This window comes from Sinorhizobium sp. 6-70 (genome assembly GCF_030124375.1).
GTDB lineage: Bacteria > Pseudomonadota > Alphaproteobacteria > Rhizobiales > Rhizobiaceae > Sinorhizobium.
This window is the reverse complement of sequence record NZ_JASKLS010000003.1, coordinates 233,686-255,790: the sequence shown is the minus strand read 5'-3', so window position 1 is coordinate 255,790 and position 22,105 is coordinate 233,686. Positions and strand designations below refer to the sequence as shown.

17 protein-coding genes, 1 pseudogene and 1 other annotated feature are annotated in these 22,105 nt (G+C 62.1%); of the genes and pseudogenes, 13 read left to right on the top strand and 5 right to left on the bottom strand.

The window, feature by feature from the left end; genetic code table 11:
* Positions 1-56: 56 nt before the first annotated feature.
* Genes QN222_RS08335 through QN222_RS08325 form a run of 3 tightly spaced genes read right to left on the bottom strand, consistent with a single transcriptional unit; the run spans position 57 to position 3,924 of the window.
* On the bottom strand, positions 57-1,025 hold the full coding sequence (locus QN222_RS08335) for a substrate-binding domain-containing protein (protein ID WP_283963325.1): 969 nt from the start codon (positions 1,023-1,025) through the stop codon (positions 57-59).
* Complete coding sequence (locus QN222_RS08330; RefSeq protein ID WP_283963326.1) at positions 1,022-2,338, bottom strand: ABC transporter permease; 1,317 nt, start codon at positions 2,336-2,338, stop codon at positions 1,022-1,024. The genes QN222_RS08335 and QN222_RS08330 overlap by 4 nt, the downstream gene beginning before the upstream one ends.
* The gene (locus QN222_RS08325) at positions 2,335-3,924 is read right to left on the bottom strand and encodes a sugar ABC transporter ATP-binding protein (RefSeq protein WP_283963327.1); all 1,590 of its coding nucleotides are present in this window, start codon (positions 3,922-3,924) and stop codon (positions 2,335-2,337) included. The genes QN222_RS08330 and QN222_RS08325 overlap by 4 nt, the downstream gene beginning before the upstream one ends.
* Positions 3,925-4,145: 221 nt before the next feature.
* On the opposite strand from QN222_RS08325, the gene QN222_RS08320 reads away from it, so the two are divergent.
* A complete protein-coding gene (locus QN222_RS08320) occupies positions 4,146-5,162 on the top strand; it encodes a LacI family DNA-binding transcriptional regulator (RefSeq protein WP_283963328.1) in 1,017 nt (338 codons plus the stop codon).
* Positions 5,163-5,219: 57 nt separating this feature from the next.
* On the opposite strand, the gene QN222_RS08315 is transcribed toward QN222_RS08320, so the two are convergent.
* Positions 5,220-5,795, bottom strand: coding sequence for a DUF1349 domain-containing protein (locus QN222_RS08315; RefSeq protein WP_283963329.1), 576 nt, complete (start codon positions 5,793-5,795; stop codon positions 5,220-5,222).
* A 94-nt stretch (positions 5,796-5,889) separates the two neighbouring features.
* On the opposite strand from QN222_RS08315, the gene ligD reads away from it, so the two are divergent.
* From ligD to xth, 5 genes are read left to right on the top strand one after another with little or no spacing between them, the layout of a single operon-like run.
* The gene (gene ligD, locus QN222_RS08310; RefSeq protein WP_283963330.1) at positions 5,890-8,364 is read left to right on the top strand and encodes a DNA ligase D; all 2,475 of its coding nucleotides are present in this window, start codon (positions 5,890-5,892) and stop codon (positions 8,362-8,364) included.
* A 26-nt stretch (positions 8,365-8,390) separates the two neighbouring features.
* Positions 8,391-9,263: a Ku protein gene (locus tag QN222_RS08305; RefSeq protein WP_180943620.1), complete on the top strand. Its 873-nt coding sequence runs from the start codon at positions 8,391-8,393 to the stop codon at positions 9,261-9,263.
* Positions 9,263-10,348 (top strand): tetratricopeptide repeat protein, encoded by a 1,086-nt coding sequence (locus tag QN222_RS08300; RefSeq protein WP_283963331.1) that lies wholly within the window; start codon positions 9,263-9,265, stop codon positions 10,346-10,348. The genes QN222_RS08305 and QN222_RS08300 overlap by 1 nt, the downstream gene beginning before the upstream one ends.
* Before the next feature lies 1 nt (position 10,349).
* Positions 10,350-10,991: an alpha/beta family hydrolase gene (locus QN222_RS08295; protein ID WP_283963332.1), complete on the top strand. Its 642-nt coding sequence runs from the start codon at positions 10,350-10,352 to the stop codon at positions 10,989-10,991.
* A gap of 4 nt (positions 10,992-10,995) precedes the next feature.
* Positions 10,996-11,769 (top strand): exodeoxyribonuclease III, encoded by a 774-nt coding sequence (xth, locus tag QN222_RS08290; protein WP_283963333.1) that lies wholly within the window; start codon positions 10,996-10,998, stop codon positions 11,767-11,769.
* A 137-nt stretch (positions 11,770-11,906) separates the two neighbouring features.
* Here the strand turns inward: xth and QN222_RS08285 are convergent, their stop codons facing one another.
* Positions 11,907-13,403 (bottom strand): amidase, encoded by a 1,497-nt coding sequence (locus QN222_RS08285; protein WP_283963334.1) that lies wholly within the window; start codon positions 13,401-13,403, stop codon positions 11,907-11,909.
* Between the two features lie 53 nt (positions 13,404-13,456).
* Here QN222_RS08285 and QN222_RS08280 point away from each other — a divergent pair.
* The 7 genes and pseudogenes from QN222_RS08280 to QN222_RS08250 form a co-directional block, all read left to right on the top strand.
* A pseudogene (locus QN222_RS08280) lies at positions 13,457-13,615 on the top strand (IS3 family transposase); the annotation flags it as partial.
* 82 nt (positions 13,616-13,697) lie between these two features.
* Positions 13,698-14,585 carry an NAD(P)-dependent oxidoreductase gene (locus QN222_RS08275; protein ID WP_283963335.1) on the top strand — a complete coding sequence of 296 codons (888 nt, stop codon included), beginning with the start codon at positions 13,698-13,700 and terminating at the stop codon, positions 14,583-14,585.
* A gap of 211 nt (positions 14,586-14,796) precedes the next feature.
* Positions 14,797-15,609, top strand: a complete 813-nt coding sequence (locus tag QN222_RS08270; RefSeq protein ID WP_283963336.1) for a TIM barrel protein — start codon at positions 14,797-14,799, stop codon at positions 15,607-15,609.
* 230 nt (positions 15,610-15,839) lie between these two features.
* The gene (locus QN222_RS08265; protein ID WP_180943614.1) at positions 15,840-16,769 is read left to right on the top strand and encodes a sugar ABC transporter substrate-binding protein; all 930 of its coding nucleotides are present in this window, start codon (positions 15,840-15,842) and stop codon (positions 16,767-16,769) included.
* Between the two features lie 143 nt (positions 16,770-16,912).
* On the top strand, positions 16,913-18,454 hold the full coding sequence (locus QN222_RS08260) for a sugar ABC transporter ATP-binding protein (RefSeq protein WP_283963337.1): 1,542 nt from the start codon (positions 16,913-16,915) through the stop codon (positions 18,452-18,454).
* Between the two features lie 33 nt (positions 18,455-18,487).
* On the top strand, positions 18,488-19,513 hold the full coding sequence (locus QN222_RS08255; RefSeq protein ID WP_283963338.1) for an ABC transporter permease: 1,026 nt from the start codon (positions 18,488-18,490) through the stop codon (positions 19,511-19,513).
* Positions 19,514-20,486: 973 nt separating this feature from the next.
* Positions 20,487-20,542 (top strand) — a sequence feature (sul1 is cis-regulatory element that is thought to sense ions involved in sulfur or methionine metabolism; They are found in Alphaproteobacteria).
* Positions 20,543-20,610: 68 nt separating this feature from the next.
* Positions 20,611-22,095 carry a SulP family inorganic anion transporter gene (locus tag QN222_RS08250; protein WP_283963339.1) on the top strand — a complete coding sequence of 495 codons (1,485 nt, stop codon included), beginning with the start codon at positions 20,611-20,613 and terminating at the stop codon, positions 22,093-22,095.
* Positions 22,096-22,105 lie beyond the last annotated feature (10 nt).

Sequence of the window (22,105 nt, the reverse complement as noted above, 5' to 3'; positions counted from 1 at the left end):
GGCAACGAGAATTGCCACACCAACCCCCGGTTGATGGGATCGTCCCGCCTACTGCGTTACAGGCCGTTGTCCTTCATGATCTGGCCGGCGTTCTCCTTCGTCACCTTCATCGTGTCGAGTGTCACGGTCTTCTCGACCTTTTCTCCGTTCAGGAACTTGATCGCCTGACGGAGTCCCTCGGCACCGGGTGTCGCATAGAGGAAAGTCGCGGTGAGTTCGCCGTTGTTGACCCAGGTCACGCCCTCGCCCGGCAAGGCGTCGATGCCGATGAACTTGATGTCCTTCTCGCGGCCGGCGTCCTTCGCCGCCAGATAGGCGCCGTAGGCCATCGGATCGTTGTGGCCGTAGACGAGATCGATCTTCTCGTTGTTGCGAAGCGCCGTCGCCATGATGTTATAGGCCTGGTCCTGCTTCCAATCGCCCGACTGCTGGTCGAGCAGTTGCTTGATGCCCGGTTCCTTGTCGGTAAATTCGTGGAAGCCATCGTGCCGGTCGTGCGCGGGCTGCGTGCCCATGCCGCCCCAGATCTCGACGACATTGCCCTGAGCCTTGCCCTTGCCGCCGAGAAGCTCGACCGCATATTCGCCCGCCGCCCGGCCGATCAGCTTGTTGTCGCCGCCGACGAACTGGGTGTATTGGTCGGTCTCGACGTTGCGGTCGAGGACGAAGACGGGGATTTTCGCGTCGATCGCCTGCTGGACGACGCCGGTGAGGCCGGCCGATTCCTTCGGCGAAATGAGCAGCGCATTGACCTCCTGACGGATCAGGTTCTCGACGTCGGCGACCTGTTTTTCCGTCTTGTCCTCGCCATCCGTGACGATGAGCTCGATTTCCGGATGTTTCGCCGCTTCGGCGATGATGTCCTTGTTGAACTGCGCGCGCCACGGCTCGATGGTGGTCGCCTGGCTGAAGCCGATGCGCCACTTCTTGTCCTGGGCGCGTGCATCCTTGCCCGGCAAGAGGGCGGTGGTGGCCGCCAGGACGGCCGCAAAAGCCGCCAGTCTCATGATGTCACGACGTTTCATTCTTCCTTTCCTCCCATAGTTAGAGACAAGGTCTCTCTTGACGGCCGCTCCTCCGCGGCCGTTTCCCGTTGCGCCGGGCGGCGGCTTGTCAGCCGCAAATGGGCGAGAACATCGTAGGCGTTGCGCTCCTGGACGAGCACCGTGCCGATGATGATCACGCCCTTCAGCACCAGCTGAAGATTGGAGTTGATGTTGTGGAGCTGCAGGATATTGGAGAGCAGACCGAAGATCAGAACCCCACAGAACGTGCCGGCGAGACTTCCGCGCCCGCCCATGAGGCTCGTGCCGCCGATCACCACGGCCGCAATCGCGTCGAGTTCCAGTCCAGCGCCGGCATCCGGCTTGCCTTGCCGATATTGTGCCACGTAGAGCACCGCGGCGATGCCGGCGAGCAGGCCCGAGATCGCGTAGGTGACGATCTTTACCCGCCCTGCATTGATGCCGGAGAGGCGCGCTGCCTCCTCGTTGCCCCCGATCGCATAGACGTAGCGGCCGAAGGGCGTGAAGCGCAGAACGACGCTATAAAGGATGATCGCGGCGATGAAGAAGATGCCCGGCATCGGTACGATGCCGAAGACGAGCTGGCGAAGCACGTCAAAATCCGCCGTGGCGTTGCTGCCGGTATAAACGGGAAGGACCGCATTGTTCTGGCCGGCCGTCAGCCGGGCGATGCCAAGTGCCGTCACCATCATAGCCAGGGTGACAATGAACGGCTGCAGCCTGCCGACAACGATGATCGCGCCATTGATCGCGCCAAAGAGCAAGCCTACGGCGGGCGCAACCAGAAGGACGCCGAGCACGCCGAACTTCGTCTGCACCTGCGGCAGCAGGAAGCTCAAGACGAGAGCACATAGAACGACACCGCCGACTGCGGGCAGCAGCGTGCCGCGCATCCGGTCGAGTTGCACGTCCCTGATATTGGCGATGCCGCTTCGCGTTTTTTCGATATTGACGAAAATGAAGCGAACGACGACCGCACCGATAAGAAGCGACGCCAGTCCGACAGCCGGCATTCCCAGGAAGACGGCAGGCGTTTCGCCGGGCACGGTCAGAAGCATCGCGCAAACGACGCTGCAAATCGCCATCAGCGAACCGACGGAAAGATCTATGCCGCCGGTGAGAATGACGGCCGTCATGCCGGTGGCAACAAGACCCGTCGTCGAAACCTGTCGCAAAACGTCGAGAAGGTTGCCGGAAGAAAGAAAGATGTTTCTGCCCGACGAGGTCACCGGCGAGGAGAGAACGCCAATCAGGAAGATGGCGATCAGGCCCCAATAGAGTTTCGTCTGGGATAAAAGTCTCAAGAATGTCATGCAACGGCCCTTCCAAGCGCACCGCCCCGCGGAGCGGCGAGCTGCATGAGGCGCTCCTCGTTCGCCTCGTCCCGGGAAATAAGTCCCGTCTGGCGGCCCTCAGCCATCACCAGAACCCGGTCTGCAAGATGCAGGAGCTCCGGCAATTCGGAGCTCACCACCACGATCGCCAGCCCCTCCCCCGCGAGTGCGAAGATAAGGTCGTAGATCTCGCGCTTCGCGCCGACGTCGATGCCGCGTGTCGGCTCGTCGAGCAGAAGCACGCGCGGCCCGGTGGCAAGCCATTTACCGATGACCACCTTCTGCTGATTGCCACCCGAGAGCGTCCCGGCGATCTGGTCGATGCTGCCGCAGCGCACTCCGAGCGTCTGAACGGCCTTCCTGCTCAGCGAACTTTCCGCATCGAACGAGCGTAAACCGAAACGCGCCAGCCGACCGACCAGCGGCAGGGCCACGTTGTCCGTAATCGAGTCGTGGAGATGCAGCCCTTGAGTTTTCCGATCTTCCGTGACCAGCGCGATGCCGAGGCGGCGCGCATCGAGCGGGGAGCGGATGTCGACCGGCGTGCCATCGAGGCGGATCTCGCCGCCGCGCCGACCTTCGCTGGAACCGAAGATCGTTTCCAGGATCTCGGTGCGCCCGGCGCCGAGCAGCCCGCCGATGCCGAGGACTTCGCCCGCGCGCACATCGAAGTTCACACCCTTCAGCACATCGCGCCAGCCGTGCCGGCTATATGTCGATAGCGAGAGGCCACGCACGGACAACACCGGATCGCCCTGCGTCGACCGGTCGACACGCTCTGCCTCGAGCAGGCTGCGCCCGACCATGGCGGCGATGACCGTGTCTTCATCGAGGTCGGCCCTCGGCCGGCTCCAGACATGGCGGCCATCGCGAAAGACGGTGATGCGGTCGCTCAGATGCATCACTTCGTCGATGCGATGGGAAATATAGATGATGCCGACGCCATCGGCAGCGAGCTGCCGCATGATTTTGAAAAGCCGCTGGCACTCGCCGGGCGACAGCGCCGAGGTCGGCTCGTCCATGATGAGAATGCGCGCCTCAAGCGAGAGCGCCTTGGCAATCTCGACAAGCTGCTGCTCGCCGACCCTAAGCTGACCGACGCGCGCCTCGGGATCGAGTTCGATGCCAAGACGCCGCAGCAGCACGCGCGACGCGTCGAGGCTTGCCTTGCGGTCGACGAAGAGGCCGGCGATCACGCGTTCGCGGCCGAGAAAGATATTGTCGGCGACCCGGAGCTCCGGAACGAGGTTCAACTCCTGATGGATGATGGCGATCCCGGCCGCTTCCGCGTCCCTGACCGTCGCGAAGCGCGCCGGCGCGCCATCGACGCGCACGAGACCGTCATAATCGGGATAAACGCCGGAAAGGATCTTCATCAGCGTCGATTTCCCGGCGCCGTTTTCGCCCATGAGGGCATGGATCTCGCCGGCGCGCAGATCGAAGCGCACATCCTTGAGCGCGGCAACGCCCCCGAAGGATTTGGAAACGCCTTCGGCCGTCAGAACGACGCGCCTGGCATCGCCGTGCGGATCAGAATGAGGCGAGATCGCATTATCATCGCGCATGACATTGGCGGCCTCCCCACCACCGATATCTCACGATCATTTCGCATGTTTTCCTGCAGCCTATTCTAAACGTTTCGAGCGTGTCAAGCGGCTAAAAATCCCTATCATAGCGTACCTATTGCACAAATTCTCCGGCTCACATAAGGTTCTCCCAGCCGTATTTCTAAACGTTTTGATCAAAGATGCAGCGCCGCCGTTCACGAAAATCCACCGCACCCACGATGCTCGACGTCGCGAAGGCCGCGAGCGTTTCCGTGGCGACGGTTTCTGCGGTGATCAACGGGTCTGCTCCCGTCAGCCCGGAACTGCGCGCCCGCATCGAAGAGGCGATCCAGGTCATCGGCTACAAGCGCAATGCGATCGCCCGCAGCCTCAAGCTCGGTACCACGCGCACGGTCGGCCTGATGGTGGCCGACATCACCAACCCGTTCTTCACCGATGTCGTGGCGGTGATCCAGGATGTCCTCCATCGCGCCGGCTACGCGGTGATGCTCTGCTGCAACGACGAGGACGTCGAGATGCAGGATGAACAGATCGAGCTCCTGATCGATCGCAGCGTGGACGGCCTGATCATCGCTCCCGCGGGAGACGACGAAACCCTGAAGCGCATCCTGGCCGGCGCCAATCTTCCAACCGTATTGATCGACCGGCTCTGCGACGGGATCGACACCGACGCCGTCGTGCTCGACAACCGCCGTGCGGTTCAGGATGCGACCCTCTATATGCTCGGCCTCGGACATCGCCGCATCGGCTATATTTCAGGCTCGCTCGACACATCAACGGGACGAGAGCGTCTGGCCGGCTACAAGGCCGCGTTGGAGGCCGCCAAGCTACCCTACGAGGACGACCTCGTGCGGATCGGCAATTTCCGCGAAAAGGATGCCTACACGGCGACGATGCAGCTGCTCACGAGCGCCGAGAGACCGACCGCGATCTTTTCCGCCAACAACCTGATGGTCATCGGCGTGATGAAGGCGATCCGCGACATCGGTCTCAAGTGCCCGGAAGACGTTTCCGTCGCGAGCTTCGACGATTTCCCCTGGGCCGACGTTTTCCAACCGCATCTGACGACGATCGCCCAGCCCGTTCAGGCGATCGGTGAGCAGGCGGCGCAACTCATCCTCGACCGTCTTTCGGGCAAGAGCCCGGAAACACCGCGCCGGCTCGTGCTGCAGGGCCGCCTGATGATCCGCGAATCCTGCCGCCCGGTCAGCCTGACGCCGCGAGCGATCGCCTGACGCGTGTCGCCCAAAGGCGCAGCGGTTTCAAGCACCACCGCATGCGCGTTGACGCCATCAATCCTCATGCAGCGCACGGGCAATCGGCGGGCCGACCGTGAAATCGCGAAAGCTCGCCTCGAAGCCTGCGCGTTCCGGGGAGCAGGCCATGACACCGATCTCCGCATCCGCCGCCGGAAACGGGCAAAGCCGCGCCATCTGCCAGGGTGTATCCGCGAAGCGGAACTGCACCCGCACTGCGTCGCCATGACGCGTCAGCCGCACCTCGACCGCGTCGGAAGGCGTCGCGTCATGCAGAGGGATCACCGACCAGTCCGAAACGCCGCGCGTGACGACGACGCTGAAATGCATCAGCCCGTCAGTATATTCGATGCCGCACTTGATCCAGTTCTCCTCGTCGAGCCGCAACATCAGCCCGGCCTGGTCGTAGAGTTGCTCGTAGGCGCCCATTACCGTGGCGGATGCGGTGAAATCGCCGGAAACCAGTTGGAGATAGGCGTGGCCGCTGTCGCGAACGAACCCATAGAAGGTCTCACGCCAGAAATCCGTATTGCCGTCCGTCTTGAGCGACAGCGCCTGTTCGCTGCCGTGCCAGCTTGCCGGTACATTCAACCAGCGATGGTTTTCTCCCATTTTTGCCTTCCCCTCCCTTGAGGTTGCGCGGCTCTTCCGCGTCGACGTCAACGTCATATTGCGGGTTCGCCCTATAAGCCATAGCGTAGGGAGCATGGCGACGTCGAAGCTACAGGTCTATCGCAAGAAAAGGGACTTTTCGAAAACGTCGGAGCCGCCCGGCAGCCTTGCCGGCGAGAGCGGCAACCGCTTCGTCGTCCATAAGCATCACGCGACCGCCGACCACTACGACCTGAGGCTGCAGCTGGGAGACGTGCTCAAAAGCTGGGCCGTCCCGAAGGGTCCATCGCTCAATCCGGCGGACAAGCGGCTCGCGGTCGAGACCGAGGATCACCCGTTGGAATATATCGACTTCGAGGGTGTCATCCCCGAGGGCGAGTATGGCGGCGGCCCGATGATCGTCTGGGACACGGGCGTGTGGGCGCCGATGGACGACATCGAGAAGAGCTTGCGCACCGGCGCCTTCAAGTTCCGCCTTGCTGGCAAAAAACTCAACGGCGGCTGGATGCTGGCGCGGTTGAAACCCAAGCCCGGCGAGGAAGACCAGCGAAACTGGCTCCTGTTCAAGGAACACGACCTCGCCGCCGACGCGACCATCGACATTCTCACCGCGCGCCCCGAAAGCGTCAAATCCGGGCGGCGGATCGAAGAACTGGTCGAGAAGCCGAAGCCGCCGGCCAAGCCAGTCAAGCCGGTGAAGCTCAATCCGGGCGCACTTCCCGGCGCAACAAAGGGCGCAGCGCCGACCCGCATCGAACCGCAGCTCGCGACCGCTGTGGACAGACCGCCGGGCGGCGCCCCGCAGGGTGGCGACTGGCTGCACGAAATCAAGTTCGACGGCTACCGCACGATGGCGCACGTCTCAGACGGCGAGGTGCGTCTTATCACCCGTGGCGGCCTCGACTGGACGAAACGTTACGGCGACCTGCCGGAGGCCTTCAGACGACTGCCATTGCGCGATGCCGTCCTCGATGGCGAAATCGTCGTTCCGGACGAGAGGGGAATCAGCCGCTTCGCCCTGTTGCAGGAGGCACTTTCGACTGGCGCAGGCAACAAGCTCGTATTCTATGCCTTCGATCTTCTGCACCTTGATGGGTGGAATCTCCTGGCCGTTCCGCTCGAGAGGCGCAAGGCGCTGCTGGCGCAATTGCTGTCCACACAGGTATCGGCGCGCTCCGCCATCCAGTTCAGCGATCATGTCCCTGGCGACGGGCGAGCGCTTTACGACCAGGCTTCGGAAATGGGGCTTGAAGGCATCGTCTCCAAGCGGGCCTCGGCGTCGTACCAGAGCGGCCGGTCGAAAACCTGGACCAAGACCAAGGCGCTGCAGCCGGACGACTTCGTGATCGCCGGATACACCACCTCCGAGGCGGCGGAGGGACTTGCCGCGCTTGCACTCGGCGAATGGGTCGAGGGTGAACTGCAATATCGTGGCAAGGTCGGAACCGGCTTCGACGCGCGAATGGCGCAAGAACTGCTCGCGCGGCTGGAGCCGCTTCGCGCCGGTGCGGCAAAGCTTGACGGCGCGCCAAAGGAGATCATCTGGGTCCGGCCCGTGTTATGGGCGCATATCCACTATGGCAACCGCACCGCTGACAATCTGCTCCGCCATGCCGTATTCAAGGGGCTTCGCGAAGTCGAACTTTCGACACCCGCCACGCCGCAGCGAAAGCGGCTGATTTCGGATGCCGATCTCGCCAGCATCTCGATCACCAATCCGACGCGCCGGCTGTTCGGCAGGTCCGGGCCGACCAAGCTCGACATCGCGGTCTACTACGCGCTCGTCGGCGATTTCATGCTGCCGCATATTCTCAGCCGCCCAGTCTCGCTGGTACGCTGCCCGACCGGAAAGCCGCAGGATTGCTTTTTCCAGCGCCATCCTTTCACCGGCATGCCTAATTCGGTGGGAACCTTTCAATCAACCAACTCGGAGGGCGAAACGAAATTCTACCTCTCGGTCGAGGACGCCAAGGGGTATCTTGCGCTCGCGCAGTTCGGCGTTGTCGAATTTCACACTTGGGGTACCGTTCGCAAGCAGCTTGAAAAGGCCGACCGCGTCGTCTTCGACCTTGACCCCGGCGAAGGCATCACCTGGCGCGAGGTGGTCGAGGCGGCAATCCACATACGCGGCGAGCTCGAGGCGCTCGACCTTGTTCCCTTCGTCAAGACATCGGGCGGCAAGGGCGTCCACGTGGTCGTGCCGATCGCGCCCAAGCACAACTGGAAAAAGGTCCATCAGGCAACAAGCGCGATTGCCACACGCCTGGCAGCAACCGCGCCAGAGGTCTTTACGACGATGATGGGCAAGGACAAGCGCGTGAAGCGGATTTTCATCGACTTCCATCGCAATGCGCGCGGCCACACGGCAGCGGCGCCCTACTCGCTTCGCGCCAAGACGAATCTGCCGGCCTCAACCCCGGTAAGCTGGAGCGATCTTGAATCTATCGACGCTCCGGAGGATTTGAACTATTCTTCGCTGCCTGGCCTCCTGGTCACGTCCGGCGATCCATGGGCGGAAATAGATGCTTTCGCCAGGGATCTGCCTCTGTTGTCCGAGGCGGGGAAGTAGTTCGTGTTGCCGCGCAGGAGACAATCATGGCGCCCAGGGCAAGTTGGAAAGGTTATCTCAGACTCAGTCTCGTAAGTTGTCCCGTCAGGCTCTACCCAGCCACCAGTTCAAGCGAGCGCATCAGCTTCAATCAGCTTCACAAGGACACCCACAACCGGATCAACATGAAGCCGGTGGATCCGGAGCTGGGGCTGGTCGAACGGTCCGATCTCGTGAAGGGCTACGAGTACGAGGACAAAAAATACATCATTATCGAGGACGCCGATCTCGAAAGCGTCAAGATCGAATCCAACCACACGATGAACATCGAAGCCTTCGTCGACGAGGGGTCTGTCGACGTCATCTACCAGGATGCGCCCTACTATCTCGCGCCGGACGGTGCAATGGCGGAGGAAACCTTCATCGTGCTGCGCGAAGCTCTGCGCAAGACCGGCAAGCTTGCGATCGCGCGCCTCGTGCTCTCCAGCCGAGAACGGGTGATCACCATCGGTCCGCGCGAGAGCGGCATGTTCGTCTGCACGCTCAGGAACCCGAACGAGGTGCGCGGCACCGCCGAATATTTCGGCAACATTCCGGTCGGAAACCCGGATCCCGAAATGCTGCAGCTGGCCGAAGCGCTGATCGAGCAGAAGCTGACAACCTTCGATCCCAAGAACTACGAGGATCGCTACGAGATCGCGCTGATGCAGATGATCCGCGAGAAGCTCAAGGGCCACAAGCCGATCATCGCGGCGGCGCCCGAACGCGGCAACGTCATCAATCTCATGGATGCTCTGAAGGCGAGCCTCTCGCAATCGAAACCGCCGGCCAAGAGCAAGCCCAAGGCCGAGCCGGCGGCCAAGCGAACCGCGAAAGCGGCAACCACCAGCGGCAAGCCGGCGGCCAAGAAAAAAGTCTGATGGCGGTTGCAGGGCAGACATTCGGCATCGTCGGCGCACTGGCCGCGTTTCCCCGCCGATTGGCGGCGCGCGAGGTCGAGCGTCAGCTCGGCCATCTGAGGCGCGGCATCACGCGCCAGACCTCCCACCTCGTCTTCGGCCGCAGCCTGCTTTCAAGGGCGAGCGAGGCGGAAATCGAAACACGGTTCGACGCGGAGATGCGCCAGAACAGACGCCCTCTCAGCGAGAACGGCTTTCTTCGGCTGCTGGGACTGATGACGGCGCCGAATGCATCGGCCTTGACGCGGCAGTCGCTGCTCGATCAGTCGCGGCTTGCGGCTCGTACCTTCGACCTTCTTTCGCTGTTCGACGCCTTCGAGCATGACAGCGAACCCTATTCCTTCCGGGACCTGATCCTCGCCCGGAAGTATGCCGGCCTGATCGACAGCGGCGCCACCTGGACTGCGATCGCGCGATCGGTTCACCGGTCGGGTTCCGTGGCGGCGCTCACTGCGCTCTCGCTCCATCACGAAGGGGCGGACGCAATCTACGCCCGCCTCGCCGGGGGCCTCAGCGAACTCGACGGGCAATTGTTGTTCGATCTTGGAGCGTCCACCGATGCGGAGCTCGAAGAGCTTTTCGCCCAGGCGGAAGCCGCGGAGGAGGACGGCTTCTACGAGGAAGCGGCGGCATTCTATCAACGCTGCCTCGCCATCGACCCGACGGATTCCGTCGCGGCGTTCAACCGCGCGAACTGCCTGAAGGCCGCGAGCCGGCAGGTGGAAGCGGCGCATGATTATATACGCGCGCTCAAGCTCGACCCGAGCTTCGTCGAGGCCTGGTTCAACCTCGCCGGATTGATGAGCGAACGCGGGCGGATTGATGCCGCGCGCCGGTACCTCACGACAGCCGTCGAACTCGACGGCGACTATGCGGACGCTGTCTTCAACCTGGCGAAACTTGAATTCGACGCGGACAATCTCGCCGAGGCGCGACGCTGGTGGAGACGCTATCTCGAACTCGACAAGGATTCGGAGTGGGCACGGGCTGCCGAACGCGGCGTGCAGTTCGTCGATCTCCACCTCCTTCCACGGACGGCGGGCTGAGATGGGCGAGAAATTTCTGTTCGACGGACCGGACGATGCCCCCGTCACCATTCTCCTCGCGCACGGCGCCGGTGCACCGATGGACTCGGCCTCGATGACCGCGACCGCGAAGGCTCTTGCCGACGCCGGTTTTCGCGTCGCCCGCTTTGAGTTTGGTTACATGGCGGCTCGTCGGACCTCGGAAGGCCGCAAGCCACCGCCCCGGGCCGAGACGCTGAAGCCGGAATACGAGGCCGCCGTCGCCGCGCTCGGCGCGACCGGCCCGCTCATCATCGGCGGCAAGTCGATGGGAGGACGGGTCGCTAGCATGATCGCCGACGACCTTCGTTCGGGCGGTAAAATTGCCGGGCTGCTCTGCCTCGGCTACCCGTTCCATCCGCCGGCCAAGCCAGAGCAGCTTCGCACGAAGCATCTCGCCGACTTGAAGACGCCGACGTTGATCTGCCAGGGAACACGCGACGAATTCGGCACCCGCGAGGACGTCGCCGGTTATACGCTCTCCGAGGCGATCGAAATCTTGTGGCTCGAGGACGGCGATCACGACCTTAAACCGCGCAAGAGCATATCCGGTTTTTCCGCCGCCGATCATCTGAAGAAGATGGGTGAAACAATTGCCGCCTGGACCGGCCGGCTGGTGCGCTGAGCGCATGAAGATCGCAACCTTCAACATCAATGGCATCAACCGGCGCCTCGACAATCTGCTCGCCTGGCTCGCAACGGCCGAACCTGACGTCGTCTGCCTGCAGGAACTCAAGGCCACCGACGCCCAATTCCCGAGGGAGGCGATCGAGGCGGCCGGCTATGGCGCCGTCTGGCGCGGACAGGCGGCGTGGAACGGTGTTGCGATCCTGGCGCGCGACAGCGAGCCGATCCTGACCCGGGCCGAGTTGCCCGGCGATGCGTCCGACACGCAAAGCCGATACATCGAAGCCGCGGTGAACGGCGTTCTCGTCACCTCGCTCTATGCGCCCAACGGCAACCCGCAACCCGGACCGAAATTCGACTACAAGCTGGCCTGGCACGAACGCCTGAGGCTGCATGCGGCTGAGCTGCTGGCGACCGATCTGCCGGTGGTGCTCGCCGGCGACTACAACGTGGTGCCCGAGCCGCGCGACATCTACCCGACCCGCTCCTACGACGACAACGCCCTCGTCCAACCCGAAAGCCGCGCCGCCTTCCGGCACCTTCTCGACCAGGGCTGGCTGGACGCACTGCGCACGATTCATCCGGAGGAGCAGTTGTTCACCTTCTGGGACTACCGCCGGAACCGCTGGCAGCGCAACGCGGGGCTGCGTCTCGACCATGTTCTCCTGAGCCGGAAGCTCACACGCCGACTGAGTGCTGCAGGTATCGACCGAGACGTGCGCGGCGTCGAAGGCGCGAGCGACCACGCACCGGCGTGGATCAGTTTGCGCGGCTAGATCTTTGAAACTACGCCATTCCAGACGGAAAACCGTTACACACTTTTCCTGGAATTGCTCTAACAGTCGACCATCGATGCGCGGCTCTCGCACATTCCTGGAGCGGCACCACAGCAACAAGTGCAGCGCCGAGCCAGCTATCGGTGGCAACAGATCGGTGGTTTGCGGCCGGACCATGGTCTGGCCAGCTCGAGCTGACCTGCCAGCCGGAACAATGTCTCCTCGTCCCCGAAACGCCCCACGAAATGAATACCTATCGGCAATCCGTGCTCTGCCCAGCAGAGCGGAACGGACATGGCGGGCTGCCCGGTCACGTTGAACACAGGTGTCCACGGGATGAAGGCAAATGTCTCGGCGGCCAAGTGCTTCGCAATGCCGAGCTTCCTGAAAAGCCATCCTGCCTTCGCCCAGCCGATAGCACGGATGAGTTTCTTTTCCGCCGCAGACGGCTGGAGGGCGCCTGTGGCCGGGGGCATTCGGGAAAGAACGGGCGTCATCAACACGTCGTGCGTTTCGAAGAACGCCGCAATGCCCCGTGCGGCCACTTTGAGGTAACGCTGCGCCGACGCCAGTTCACCAGCTGTCAGCGCATCTCCAAGCAGACCCATGCCTCCCGTTGAAGCGTCGAAGTCCTTGAGCCGCACTGCGACCCCCGCCATGCTTGCTGCTTCCTCGATGTCGGCACGCAACTCCGCGGCGAGCACATTGAGAAATGCCAGCGCGAACGGCTCACGGTCGACGAAAGGCGTTGCTTCGACGACGTCATGGCCAAGCTCTTGCAGGAGTGCTGCCGTGTCTTCAAACGCCCGCAAGACCTCTTGCTCGATCGTGTCGCCAAGCATCGGCTTCGCTGACACCGCTATGCGGAGCCTGCCCGGTGGCCGGTCGACCGAGTCGAGATAGGACCCGGAATGGCGCGGCAGATAGTGAGGGGCACCTATGTCCGGGCCTTGAACCGCGTCGAGCAGGGCTGCGGAATCGCGTACCGACCGTGTCAGGGCGTGCTCCACGACAAATCCCGACCAGGCGTCGCCGATGAACGGCCCGAGCGGCGTGCGGCCGCGTGTCGGCTTCATTCCGAAGAGCCCGCAAGCGGAGGCTGGAATACGGATCGAACCGCCGCCATCCCCCGCTGAGGCCAGCGGCACCATGCGCGAGGCGACGGCGGCAGCCGAACCGCCGCTGGAGCCGCCCGGTGTCCGCCGGGTGTCCCAGGGATTCAATGTTGGCCCAAAAAGCTCGGGCTCCGTGTACGGCGTGAGTCCGAACTCGGGAGTGTTGGTCTTACCGACTATGATTAGTCCTGCCTTCTTCCAGCGCCTGACGTGCTCGGAGTCTCCTGGCGCCGGCAGTTTCGCAAAATGGCGGTTGCCATTGGAGGTCGGGAAGCCCGCCACCTTCGACACAAGGTCTTTCAACAAAAAGGGGACGCCGGCGAACGGAGCACTGGTGTCTACCTGTTCTGCTGACGCCCGTGCTGAATCGAACATCTTGAGGATGACGGCGTTGAGATCCCCATTCCGCGTCTCGATCCGGTCGATCGCCGCCTCAACCAGCTCGGCCGGCGACACCGCGCGTGACTTCACAAGGCGTGCCAACTCGAGAGCGTCCAGATCGTCGTATTCAGAAATCACCAGCTATCCCCCACCCCAGCAGTGCTCAACCTTGCAGAACAGAACTTAACACGAAGGCCATTGCGCGTTGATCGTTGGATTTCGTCCGCGACCGACTCGCCTGCACGAGGAGGATCCGTTTGTTTAACGTTGATGACGTGCCGCGCGAATGCCCCACAGCCATCCCCGGCACCTCGATCTCCGGCCGTCGCATCGCGCGCGAAGTGACAGCCGGAACGAGACCGGGGATTTGGAGAAGCCGGCTCGATCGTGCAGGATAATGACTTGATATGTGCAACGGCCGGGAGGCGACCAATGACAAAGGCGAATGTGGGTTTCATCGGGCTCGGGCTGATGGGTCAAGGCATGGCGGCAAACATCGTCAGAAAGGGTTGGCCGCTTCAGGTGATGGCGCATCGCAACCGGGCGCCGGTCGAGGCGCTGCTCGCCGAGGGCGCGACGGAAGTCAAAACGCCGCGCGACATGGCGGAACGATGCGACATCATCGTCCTCTGCATCACCGGCTCCCCGGAGGTGTTGTCGGTCGTCGAAGGCGCGGACGGCATTGCGGCGGCTGGTAAGCCGCTCACCATCGTCGACTGCTCTACCTCCGATCCCTCCGTCACTTTGAAACTCGCCGAGGACTTGGCCGGAAAAGGCATCACGCTCCTCGACGCGCCCCTCAGCCGCACGCCGGCCGATGCCGCCGCCGGCACGCTCGATGTCATGGTCGGCGGCGCTGACGACGATGTCCGGCGCGTCTGGCCGGTGCTCGAATGCTTCGCCGGCCGCATCGTCCATACTGGCCCGACCGGCACCGGCCACACGATGAAGCTCCTCAATAACTTCCTGGCGATGGGCTACGCCACGCTTTATTCCGAGGCCTTGATGCTTGGGCGGAAGGCCGGCCTCACCCCGCAGGTCTTCGACAGCGTCATCCGCGGCGGGCGAATGGATTGCCCGTTCTACCAGACCTTCTTCCGCTGGGTGCTGGAACGCGACCCGAATGCGCACAAGTTCGCCATCCGCAACGCCTTTAAGGACATGAGCTATCTCGCGGCCTTCGCCAACGCGTCCGGCGCCGCCAACCCGATCGGCGCGGCCGTTCGCAACTCCTTCGCGCAAGCCGTCGGCACCGGTCACGGCGAAGACTATGTGCCGATGCTGTCCGATTTCATCGCCGAGGTGAACGGGATCAAGTAAGCGCCAATGCGTGCCTTGGCCAAGTAACGATGACGCGATGACAGGATTCCATCATTGGCAAAATGCAATCTTGCAGAAATGCAAGACGGCTCCCCGCCTATCGCTTTGACTGACGCCTCCCAAGTGATGAATGTGGCACAAGGCCTGAAATGGAACAAATGTTCCGATCAGACGAAAGCCATTCCAAACATTCCTGGAGGATACAGCTGCCATGATCGCCCTTCCCTTCGCCCTCAATCACATGGCTGCGCCCGGCCTGCCGCTTGAAGCATTTTTCGCGCTCGCCAGATCGCTTGGCATATCCGCAGTCGAAATTCGCAACGATCTCTCCGGCAACGCGATCCTCGACGGCACCGGCGCGGATGTTGTGAAGGCGCTTGCCGAAAAGCACGGACTGACGATCATTTCGATCAACGCGCTGCAACGCTTCAACGAATGGAACGACGAGCGCGAAACGGAAGCCCGCGCGCTTATCTCCTATGCGCGCGACTGCGGCGCCAAGGCACTGGTGCTGGTGCCGGTCAATGATGGTAGCGGCCAGAAGGATGGTGAGCGCCAGGCAAACCTGAGAACCGCGCTGAAAGCCTTGAAGCCATTGCTGGAAGCGGCGGGCGTGAGCGGACTCGTCGAGCCGCTCGGCTTCGAAATCTGCTCGCTGCGTTCCAAGACCGAAGCCGTGGAGGCTATCTGCGAGGTCGGCGGCGAAGCGACATTCCGTCTCGTCCACGACACCTTCCACCATCATCTTGCCGGCGAAGAGGCCTTTTTCCCGGAGTTGACCGGGCTCGTGCATATTTCCGGGGTTAGCGACAAGGCGGTGGCGGTCGCCGACATGCGCGATCCGCATCGCGTCCTCATTGATACGGAGGACCGGCTGGACAATGCCGGACAGATCCGCCGCCTCACCGGTCAAGGATACATGGGCCTGTTTTCCTTCGAACCCTTCGCACCGTCGGTGCACGACCTCGCCGATCCAGCAAAGGCGCTTCAGGAAAGCATGGCTTTTCTGCAAGCCAAGGCCTGATCACTTTCAAAACACCGAAAATGGCCCGGGCGCCGCTAGACAGGCTTGACGGCGCCCGGCAAAAATGGAATACATATTCCGTAATCGCAATTTACTGGTTCGTTTATTCCGTTTCGATCGAAAGAGCAGCGGGAGTGCGGCTTTCGGTTCGGGATGGGTTCGACCTGCGAAAAGGTCGTGCTTCCGGCTGGAGAAGGTGTCGCCGGGCACCGAATGTGGAGGAGAGAGAAATGAAGAAATTTGTGCTGGGGGCCGCCATGGCCGTCATGATGTCGACGGCTGCGCATGCCGAGACCATCGGTGTGTCGATGGCGCTGTTCGACGACAACTTCCTGACGGTTCTGCGCAACGGGATGTCCGACTATGCCAAGACGCTCAATGGCGTCGAATTGCAGATCGAAGACGCTCAGAACGACGTCGCAAAGCAGCAGAGCCAGATCCAGAACTTCATCGCCGCCGGTGTCGATGCCATCATCGTCAACCCGGTCGACACGGACGCGACCGCCGCCATGTCGAAGATTGCCGCCGATGCCGGTGTCGCACTGGTCTATGTCAACCGCGAGCCGGTCAACGTCGACACGCTCCCGGACAAGCAGGCCTTCGTCGCCTCGAACGAGCAGGAATCCGGCACGCTCGAAACCCAGGAGATCTGCAAGATCCTCGGCGGCAAGGGCAAGGCCGTTGTCATGATGGGCGAGCTTTCCAACCAGGCCGCCCGCATGCGCACGAAAGACGTGCATGACGTGCTCGCCACCGAACAGTGCAAGGGCATCGAAATCGTCGAAGAGCAGACGGCCAACTGGTCGCGCACCCAGGGCGCCGACCTCGTGACCAACTGGCTTTCGGCCGGCGTCGAGTTCGATGCAGTCATTTCGAACAACGACGAAATGGCGATCGGTGCCATCCAGGCGCTGAAGGCTGCTGGCCGCTCGATGGACTCGGTCGTCATCGGCGGCGTCGATGCCACCCAGGACGCGCTCGCCGCCATGGCTGCCGGCGACCTCGATGTGACGGTATTCCAGAACGCCGCCGGCCAGGGCCAGGGCTCTGTCGACGCCGCACTCAAGCTCGCCAAGGGCGAGCCAGTCGAAAAGAAGGTCTACATCCCCTTCGAACTCGTGACCAAGGAAAACCTGGACAAATATCAGGCGAAGAACTGATCGTTCGCTTGGGGAGCGCGGCAAGAGCCGCGCTCCCTCCTGAAATCAGGTCCCCGCACGAAGCCCGGTAGGGCTCAATGAGAAGGCGTATTCGCCCGCCGCGGGACTTTTCGGCCGGAGCCGGAAACCGGGAGGCTATGAGAATGACGCTCAGTCCCACAACCATGGCAGCCGTGCGTGCGAGTGGCGCCGTACCGAACGCCGAGTTTCTTCTTTCCGCGGAAGGCATACGCAAGGAGTTTCCGGGCGTCGTGGCGCTCGATGACGTCGAGTTCAAGCTGAAACGCGGCACCGTGCATGCGCTGATGGGCGAGAACGGCGCCGGTAAATCCACCCTGATGAAGATACTCGCCGGCATCTACCAGCCGGACCAGGGCGAGGTGAAGCTCAAGGGTGTCGACATCCGCTTGAAATCGCCGCTCGACGCGCTCGAAAATGGCATCGCCATGATCCATCAGGAGTTGAACCTGATGCCGTTCATGACGGTCGCCGAAAACATCTGGATCCGCCGCGAGCCGAAGAACCGGTTCGGCTTCGTCGATCACGGCGAAATGCGCCGCATGACCGCAAAGCTGTTCGAGCGGCTGAAGATCAACCTCGACCCGGAGATCGAAGTCCGTCACCTCTCCGTCGCCAATCGTCAGATGGTCGAAATCGCCAAGGCGGTTTCCTACGAATCCGACGTCCTGATCATGGACGAGCCGACATCGGCGCTGACCGAGCGCGAGGTCGCGCACCTCTTCGAGATCATCCGCGACCTCAGATCGCAGGGCATCGGCATCGTCTACATCACCCACAAGATGAACGAGCTGTTCGAGATCGCCGACGAATTCTCGGTGTTCCGCGACGGCAAATATATCGGCACGCACGCCTCCAGCAACGTCACCCGCGACGACATCATCCGGATGATGGTCGGCCGTGAGATCACCCAGATGTTCCCGAAGGAGGAAGTGCCGATTGGCGATATCGTTCTGTCGGTCAAGAACCTCACACTCGATCGCGTGTTCAGCGACGTTTCCTTCGATGTGCGCGCCGGTGAGATCCTCGGTGTCGCCGGACTCGTCGGCTCCGGCCGCTCGAATGTCGCGGAGACGCTCTTCGGCGTCACGCCGGCAAGCTCGGGCACGATCGCCATCGACGGCAAGGAAGTCGTGATCGACAACCCCAACACGGCGATCCGTCATCGCATGGCGTTCCTGACGGAGGACCGCAAGGACACCGGCTGCCTGCTCATCCTCGACATTCTCGAGAACATGCAGATCGCGGTGCTGCAGGACAAGTTCGTCAAGCGCGGCTTCGTCAGCGAGAAGGCGATCGCGGCCGCTTGCGAGGAGATGAGCCGCAAGCTGCGCGTCAAGACGCCGAACCTGCAGGAACGCATCGAAAACCTGTCGGGAGGCAACCAGCAGAAGGTGTTGATCGGCCGCTGGCTTCTGACCAATCCACGCATTCTCATCCTTGATGAGCCGACACGCGGCATCGATGTCGGCGCCAAGGCGGAAATCCACCGTCTTGTCACCGAGCTCGCCCGCAACGGCGTCGCCGTCATCATGATCTCGTCGGAAATGCCGGAAGTGCTCGGCATGAGCGACCGGATCATGGTGATGCATGAAGGCCGCGTCACCGGCTTCCTCGACCGAGCCGAAGCGACCCAGATCAAGGTCATGGAACTTGCCGCGCGCTGAACGCGCGATGCCGACCGCAGGGAGGACAGAAAAATGGATACCAATGTCGCCGCACACGGCACCAACACGACACTCGTGGGGTCAAGACGGCGCGTGCCGCCCGAATTCAACATCTTCCTGGTGCTGCTCGGGATAGCCCTTGTCTACGAAGTTCTCGGCTGGATCTTCGTCGGCCAGAGCTTCCTGATGAATTCCCAGCGGCTGACGATCATGATCCTGCAGGTCTCGGTGATCGGCATCATCGCCGTCGGTGTGACGCAGGTGATCATCACCGGCGGTATCGATCTTTCGTCGGGATCGGTGGTCGGCATGACGGCGATGATCTCGGCGAGCGTTGCGCAGGCGTCCACCTGGCCACGCGCGCTTTATCCATCGCTCACCGATCTTCCGGCCATCGTGCCGATCGGCCTTGGCGTCGGCATCGGTCTCGTCGCCGGCTACATCAACGGACAGCTCATCGCCAAGACCAAGATCCCTCCCTTCATCGCCACGCTCGGCATGATGGTTTCGGCGCGCGGCGTCTCCAAGTGGTACACCAAGGGCCAGCCGGTCTCCGGTCTCACCGATCAGTTCAACTTCATCGGCACGGGCATCTGGCCGGTCATCGTTTTCCTCGTCGTCGCGCTGATCTTCCACATCGCGCTGCGCTACACCCGCTACGGCAAGTTCACCTATGCGATCGGCGCCAACGTGCAGGCTGCGCGCGTTTCCGGCATCAATGTCGAGGCGCACCTGATCAAGGTCTATGCAATCGCCGGCATGCTGGCAGGCCTTGCAGGTGTTGTCACCGCAGCACGCGCCCAGACAGCGCAGGCCGGCATGGGCGTCATGTATGAACTCGACGCCATCGCAGCGACAGTCATCGGCGGCACGTCGCTGACCGGCGGTGTCGGCCGCGTCACCGGGACCGTCATCGGCACGGTGATCCTCGGCGTCATGACTTCCGGCTTCACATTCCTTCGGGTCGACGCCTACTACCAGGAGATCGTCAAGGGCGTGATCATCGTCGCCGCCGTCGTCGTCGACGTCTATCGCCAGAAGGGCAGAAAGAAAACCTAAGCTTCAGAGAAGAAGACTTGTCCTCCCAAGGAAAGTGACTGGCCGGAATAGCGCAAGCCGTTCCGGTCTTTTCTTTGCCTGTATTACCAAGATCAAGCGATTTTCAAGATCAAGAGATTTTCTCGCCCATCAACATATGCTTGCCCTGCAAGGCTGCCCCGTAGACTGCGCTCTGGCAACAGCGCCGTCGATACACTATATTGCTGTGGTCCAAAACCATCGGAGATTTATCATGTTGTCGCAGCGCAAGCTTGCGAGCCAGTTCCAGCCGCGTTTCGTTCTCCAGCTTTGGAACGCGATGCTTCGGGTTCAGACCCGCGAAACAGCCTCCCTCTTCGGCCCCCGCGGCCGCTAACACGTAACGCCCGTATCCCATTTCGAACTGCCTTGGCCGAAGGTGGCGTCAACGCCACGCCGTGGCCGGCGCGGTCGATTGCACCTTGGCGGCAAAGGGCGTCGAGCGGCGCTAAGGGCATGCTTGATAAGCAGCAATTGGCTCGCGGCCATCGGCTGATGGGCGTCGCGGTGCAACGTCGTGCTGGTGCCCAAGCGTCCGCTCTGGGTGCAGAGCGGCCGGCTGCCTAGTGAATCGGCCAGAAGATCAGACCCTTAGCCGGGGGCACGGCAAGGACGCAAGTCCAGTCGCTTCGACGGGTTCTTTGTCGCAGGGGAGTTTCGTTCGTTGCGTAAGGTAGCCTTCATCGCATGGACAGGTGCGGCTTTGTCCTTCGCTTCCCTTATGTTGCTGATCTTTCTGTTTGGCGAAAGAACGTCTCATTAGGATCGATCTCTCCGGTTCAATTTTCCGGTTCAATCTATTACCAACGCGCTGGATGGTAGTTTGCGCGACAAGCCATCGTCGGCTCGACGTCCATCGACCGCTGGAGCATAGCAGCCATCGAGGGATAGTTGCGGCCGCGCACAATGGGCGATTGTCCCCGAACCGCGATTTTTATATATGAGCTCCACTCACCCCGGACCCGGTGAAAATCCGGGTGGCTCTTCTGGCCGCCGATCCGCCAGACAACGCAACAGCACCAAACCATAACAAGCTGGACCTCCCGCCAGCCTGGTGCAGTACGTTTGCGAAGAAAATCATGAAATTGACAATTGCCAGCTACAAACGCGAATGGTTCTCCAACATCCGCGGCGACGTCCTTTCCGGCATCGTCGTGGCGCTTGCCTTGATCCCGGAGGCGATCGGCTTCTCGGTCATCGCGGGCGTCGATCCGAAGGTGGGGCTGTTTGCCTCCTTCGCCATCGCCTGTGTTTCCGCCGTCCTCGGCGGTCGGCCGGGCATGATTTCGGCGGCGACGGCTGCCACCGCCGTGCTGATGATCACCCTCGTCAAGCAACACGGCCTCGAATACCTCTTCGCGGCAACCCTGCTGATGGGTCTCATTCAGATCGCGGCAGGCTTGCTGAAACTCGGCCGGGTCATGCGCTTCGTCTCCCGCTCGGTCATCACCGGCTTCGTCAACGCTCTCGCCATCCTGATCTTCATGGCGCAGCTTCCGGAGCTCATCGCCGTGCCGCACGTGACCTATGTGATGATCGCGGCGGGACTCGCGGTCATCTACCTCTTCCCATATGTCACGAAGGCGGTCCCGTCGCCTCTCGTGGCGATCGCCGTACTGACCGGGATCGCCTATTGGACCGGCATGGACATTCGCACCGTCGGCGATCTCGGGGAACTGCCTTCGAACCTGCCAATTCTTGCTCTGCCTCAGGTGCCGCTCACGCTCGAGACGTTGCAGATCATCTTCCCTTACTCGGCTGCGCTTGCCGCCGTCGGGCTGCTCGAATCGCTTTTGACCGCTCAGATCGTCGACGACATGACCGATACGACGAGCAACAAGAGCCAGGAGTGCATCGGCCAGGGGGCGAGCAACATCGTTTCGGGGCTCATCGGCGGCATGGGCGGCTGCGCCATGATCGGCCAGTCGGTCATCAACGTCAGTTCCGGCGGGCGCGGGCGGCTGTCCACCTTCGTCGCCGGCGCTTTCCTCCTGTTCCTGATTCTGGTTCTCGATGACCTCGTGCGGATCATTCCGATGGCCGCTCTTGTCGCGGTGATGATCATGGTATCGATCGGCACCTTCTCCTGGCGGTCCATTCTCGACCTCAGGCGCAATCCCCTGCCTTCGTCGGTGGTGATGCTTGCGACGGTCGTCACCACCGTCGGGACCCACGACCTGGCAAAGGGCGTTCTCGTCGGCGTGCTTCTGTCCGGTGTATTCTTCGCCGGCAAGGTCGCGCGGCTCTTCCATGTTCGTTCGGCGCTCGACGCGGGCGGCAAGGTGCGCACCTATCATGTCGACGGCGAGATCTTCTTCGCCTCGACCGAAGCCTTCATCGCCGCCTTCGATTTCACCGAACCGCTGGAAAAGGTCATCATCGACGTCGGTGAGGCTCACCTTTGGGATATCACGGCTGTGGGTGCGCTGGACAAGATCGTCCTCAAATATCGCCGCCATGGCGTTGCCGTCGAGCTCATCGGTGTCAACGAGGCAAGCGCCCATATGCTCGACCGCTTCGCTGTTCATGATAAAGGTGAGGGCGCCGCACTGACGGCGCACTGAGCAAGCAGGC

Bases quoted from the DNA above. Each gene is read 5' to 3' on its own strand.
- QN222_RS08335 (WP_283963325.1), bottom strand. From the start codon at position 1,025: ATGAAACGTCGTGACATCATGAGACTGGCGGCTTTTGCGGCCGTCCTG.
- QN222_RS08330 (WP_283963326.1), bottom strand. From the start codon at position 2,338: ATGACATTCTTGAGACTTTTATCCCAGACGAAACTCTATTGGGGCCTG.
- QN222_RS08325 (WP_283963327.1), bottom strand. From the start codon at position 3,924: ATGCGCGATGATAATGCGATCTCGCCTCATTCTGATCCGCACGGCGAT.
- QN222_RS08320 (WP_283963328.1), top strand. From the start codon at position 4,146: ATGCTCGACGTCGCGAAGGCCGCGAGCGTTTCCGTGGCGACGGTTTCT.
- QN222_RS08315 (WP_283963329.1), bottom strand. From the start codon at position 5,795: ATGGGAGAAAACCATCGCTGGTTGAATGTACCGGCAAGCTGGCACGGC.
- ligD (WP_283963330.1), top strand. From the start codon at position 5,890: ATGGCGACGTCGAAGCTACAGGTCTATCGCAAGAAAAGGGACTTTTCG.
- QN222_RS08305 (WP_180943620.1), top strand. From the start codon at position 8,391: ATGGCGCCCAGGGCAAGTTGGAAAGGTTATCTCAGACTCAGTCTCGTA.
- QN222_RS08300 (WP_283963331.1), top strand. From the start codon at position 9,263: ATGGCGGTTGCAGGGCAGACATTCGGCATCGTCGGCGCACTGGCCGCG.
- QN222_RS08295 (WP_283963332.1), top strand. From the start codon at position 10,350: ATGGGCGAGAAATTTCTGTTCGACGGACCGGACGATGCCCCCGTCACC.
- xth (WP_283963333.1), top strand. From the start codon at position 10,996: ATGAAGATCGCAACCTTCAACATCAATGGCATCAACCGGCGCCTCGAC.
- QN222_RS08275 (WP_283963335.1), top strand. From the start codon at position 13,698: ATGACAAAGGCGAATGTGGGTTTCATCGGGCTCGGGCTGATGGGTCAA.
- QN222_RS08270 (WP_283963336.1), top strand. From the start codon at position 14,797: ATGATCGCCCTTCCCTTCGCCCTCAATCACATGGCTGCGCCCGGCCTG.
- QN222_RS08265 (WP_180943614.1), top strand. From the start codon at position 15,840: ATGAAGAAATTTGTGCTGGGGGCCGCCATGGCCGTCATGATGTCGACG.
- QN222_RS08260 (WP_283963337.1), top strand. From the start codon at position 16,913: ATGACGCTCAGTCCCACAACCATGGCAGCCGTGCGTGCGAGTGGCGCC.
- QN222_RS08255 (WP_283963338.1), top strand. From the start codon at position 18,488: ATGGATACCAATGTCGCCGCACACGGCACCAACACGACACTCGTGGGG.
- QN222_RS08250 (WP_283963339.1), top strand. From the start codon at position 20,611: ATGAAATTGACAATTGCCAGCTACAAACGCGAATGGTTCTCCAACATC.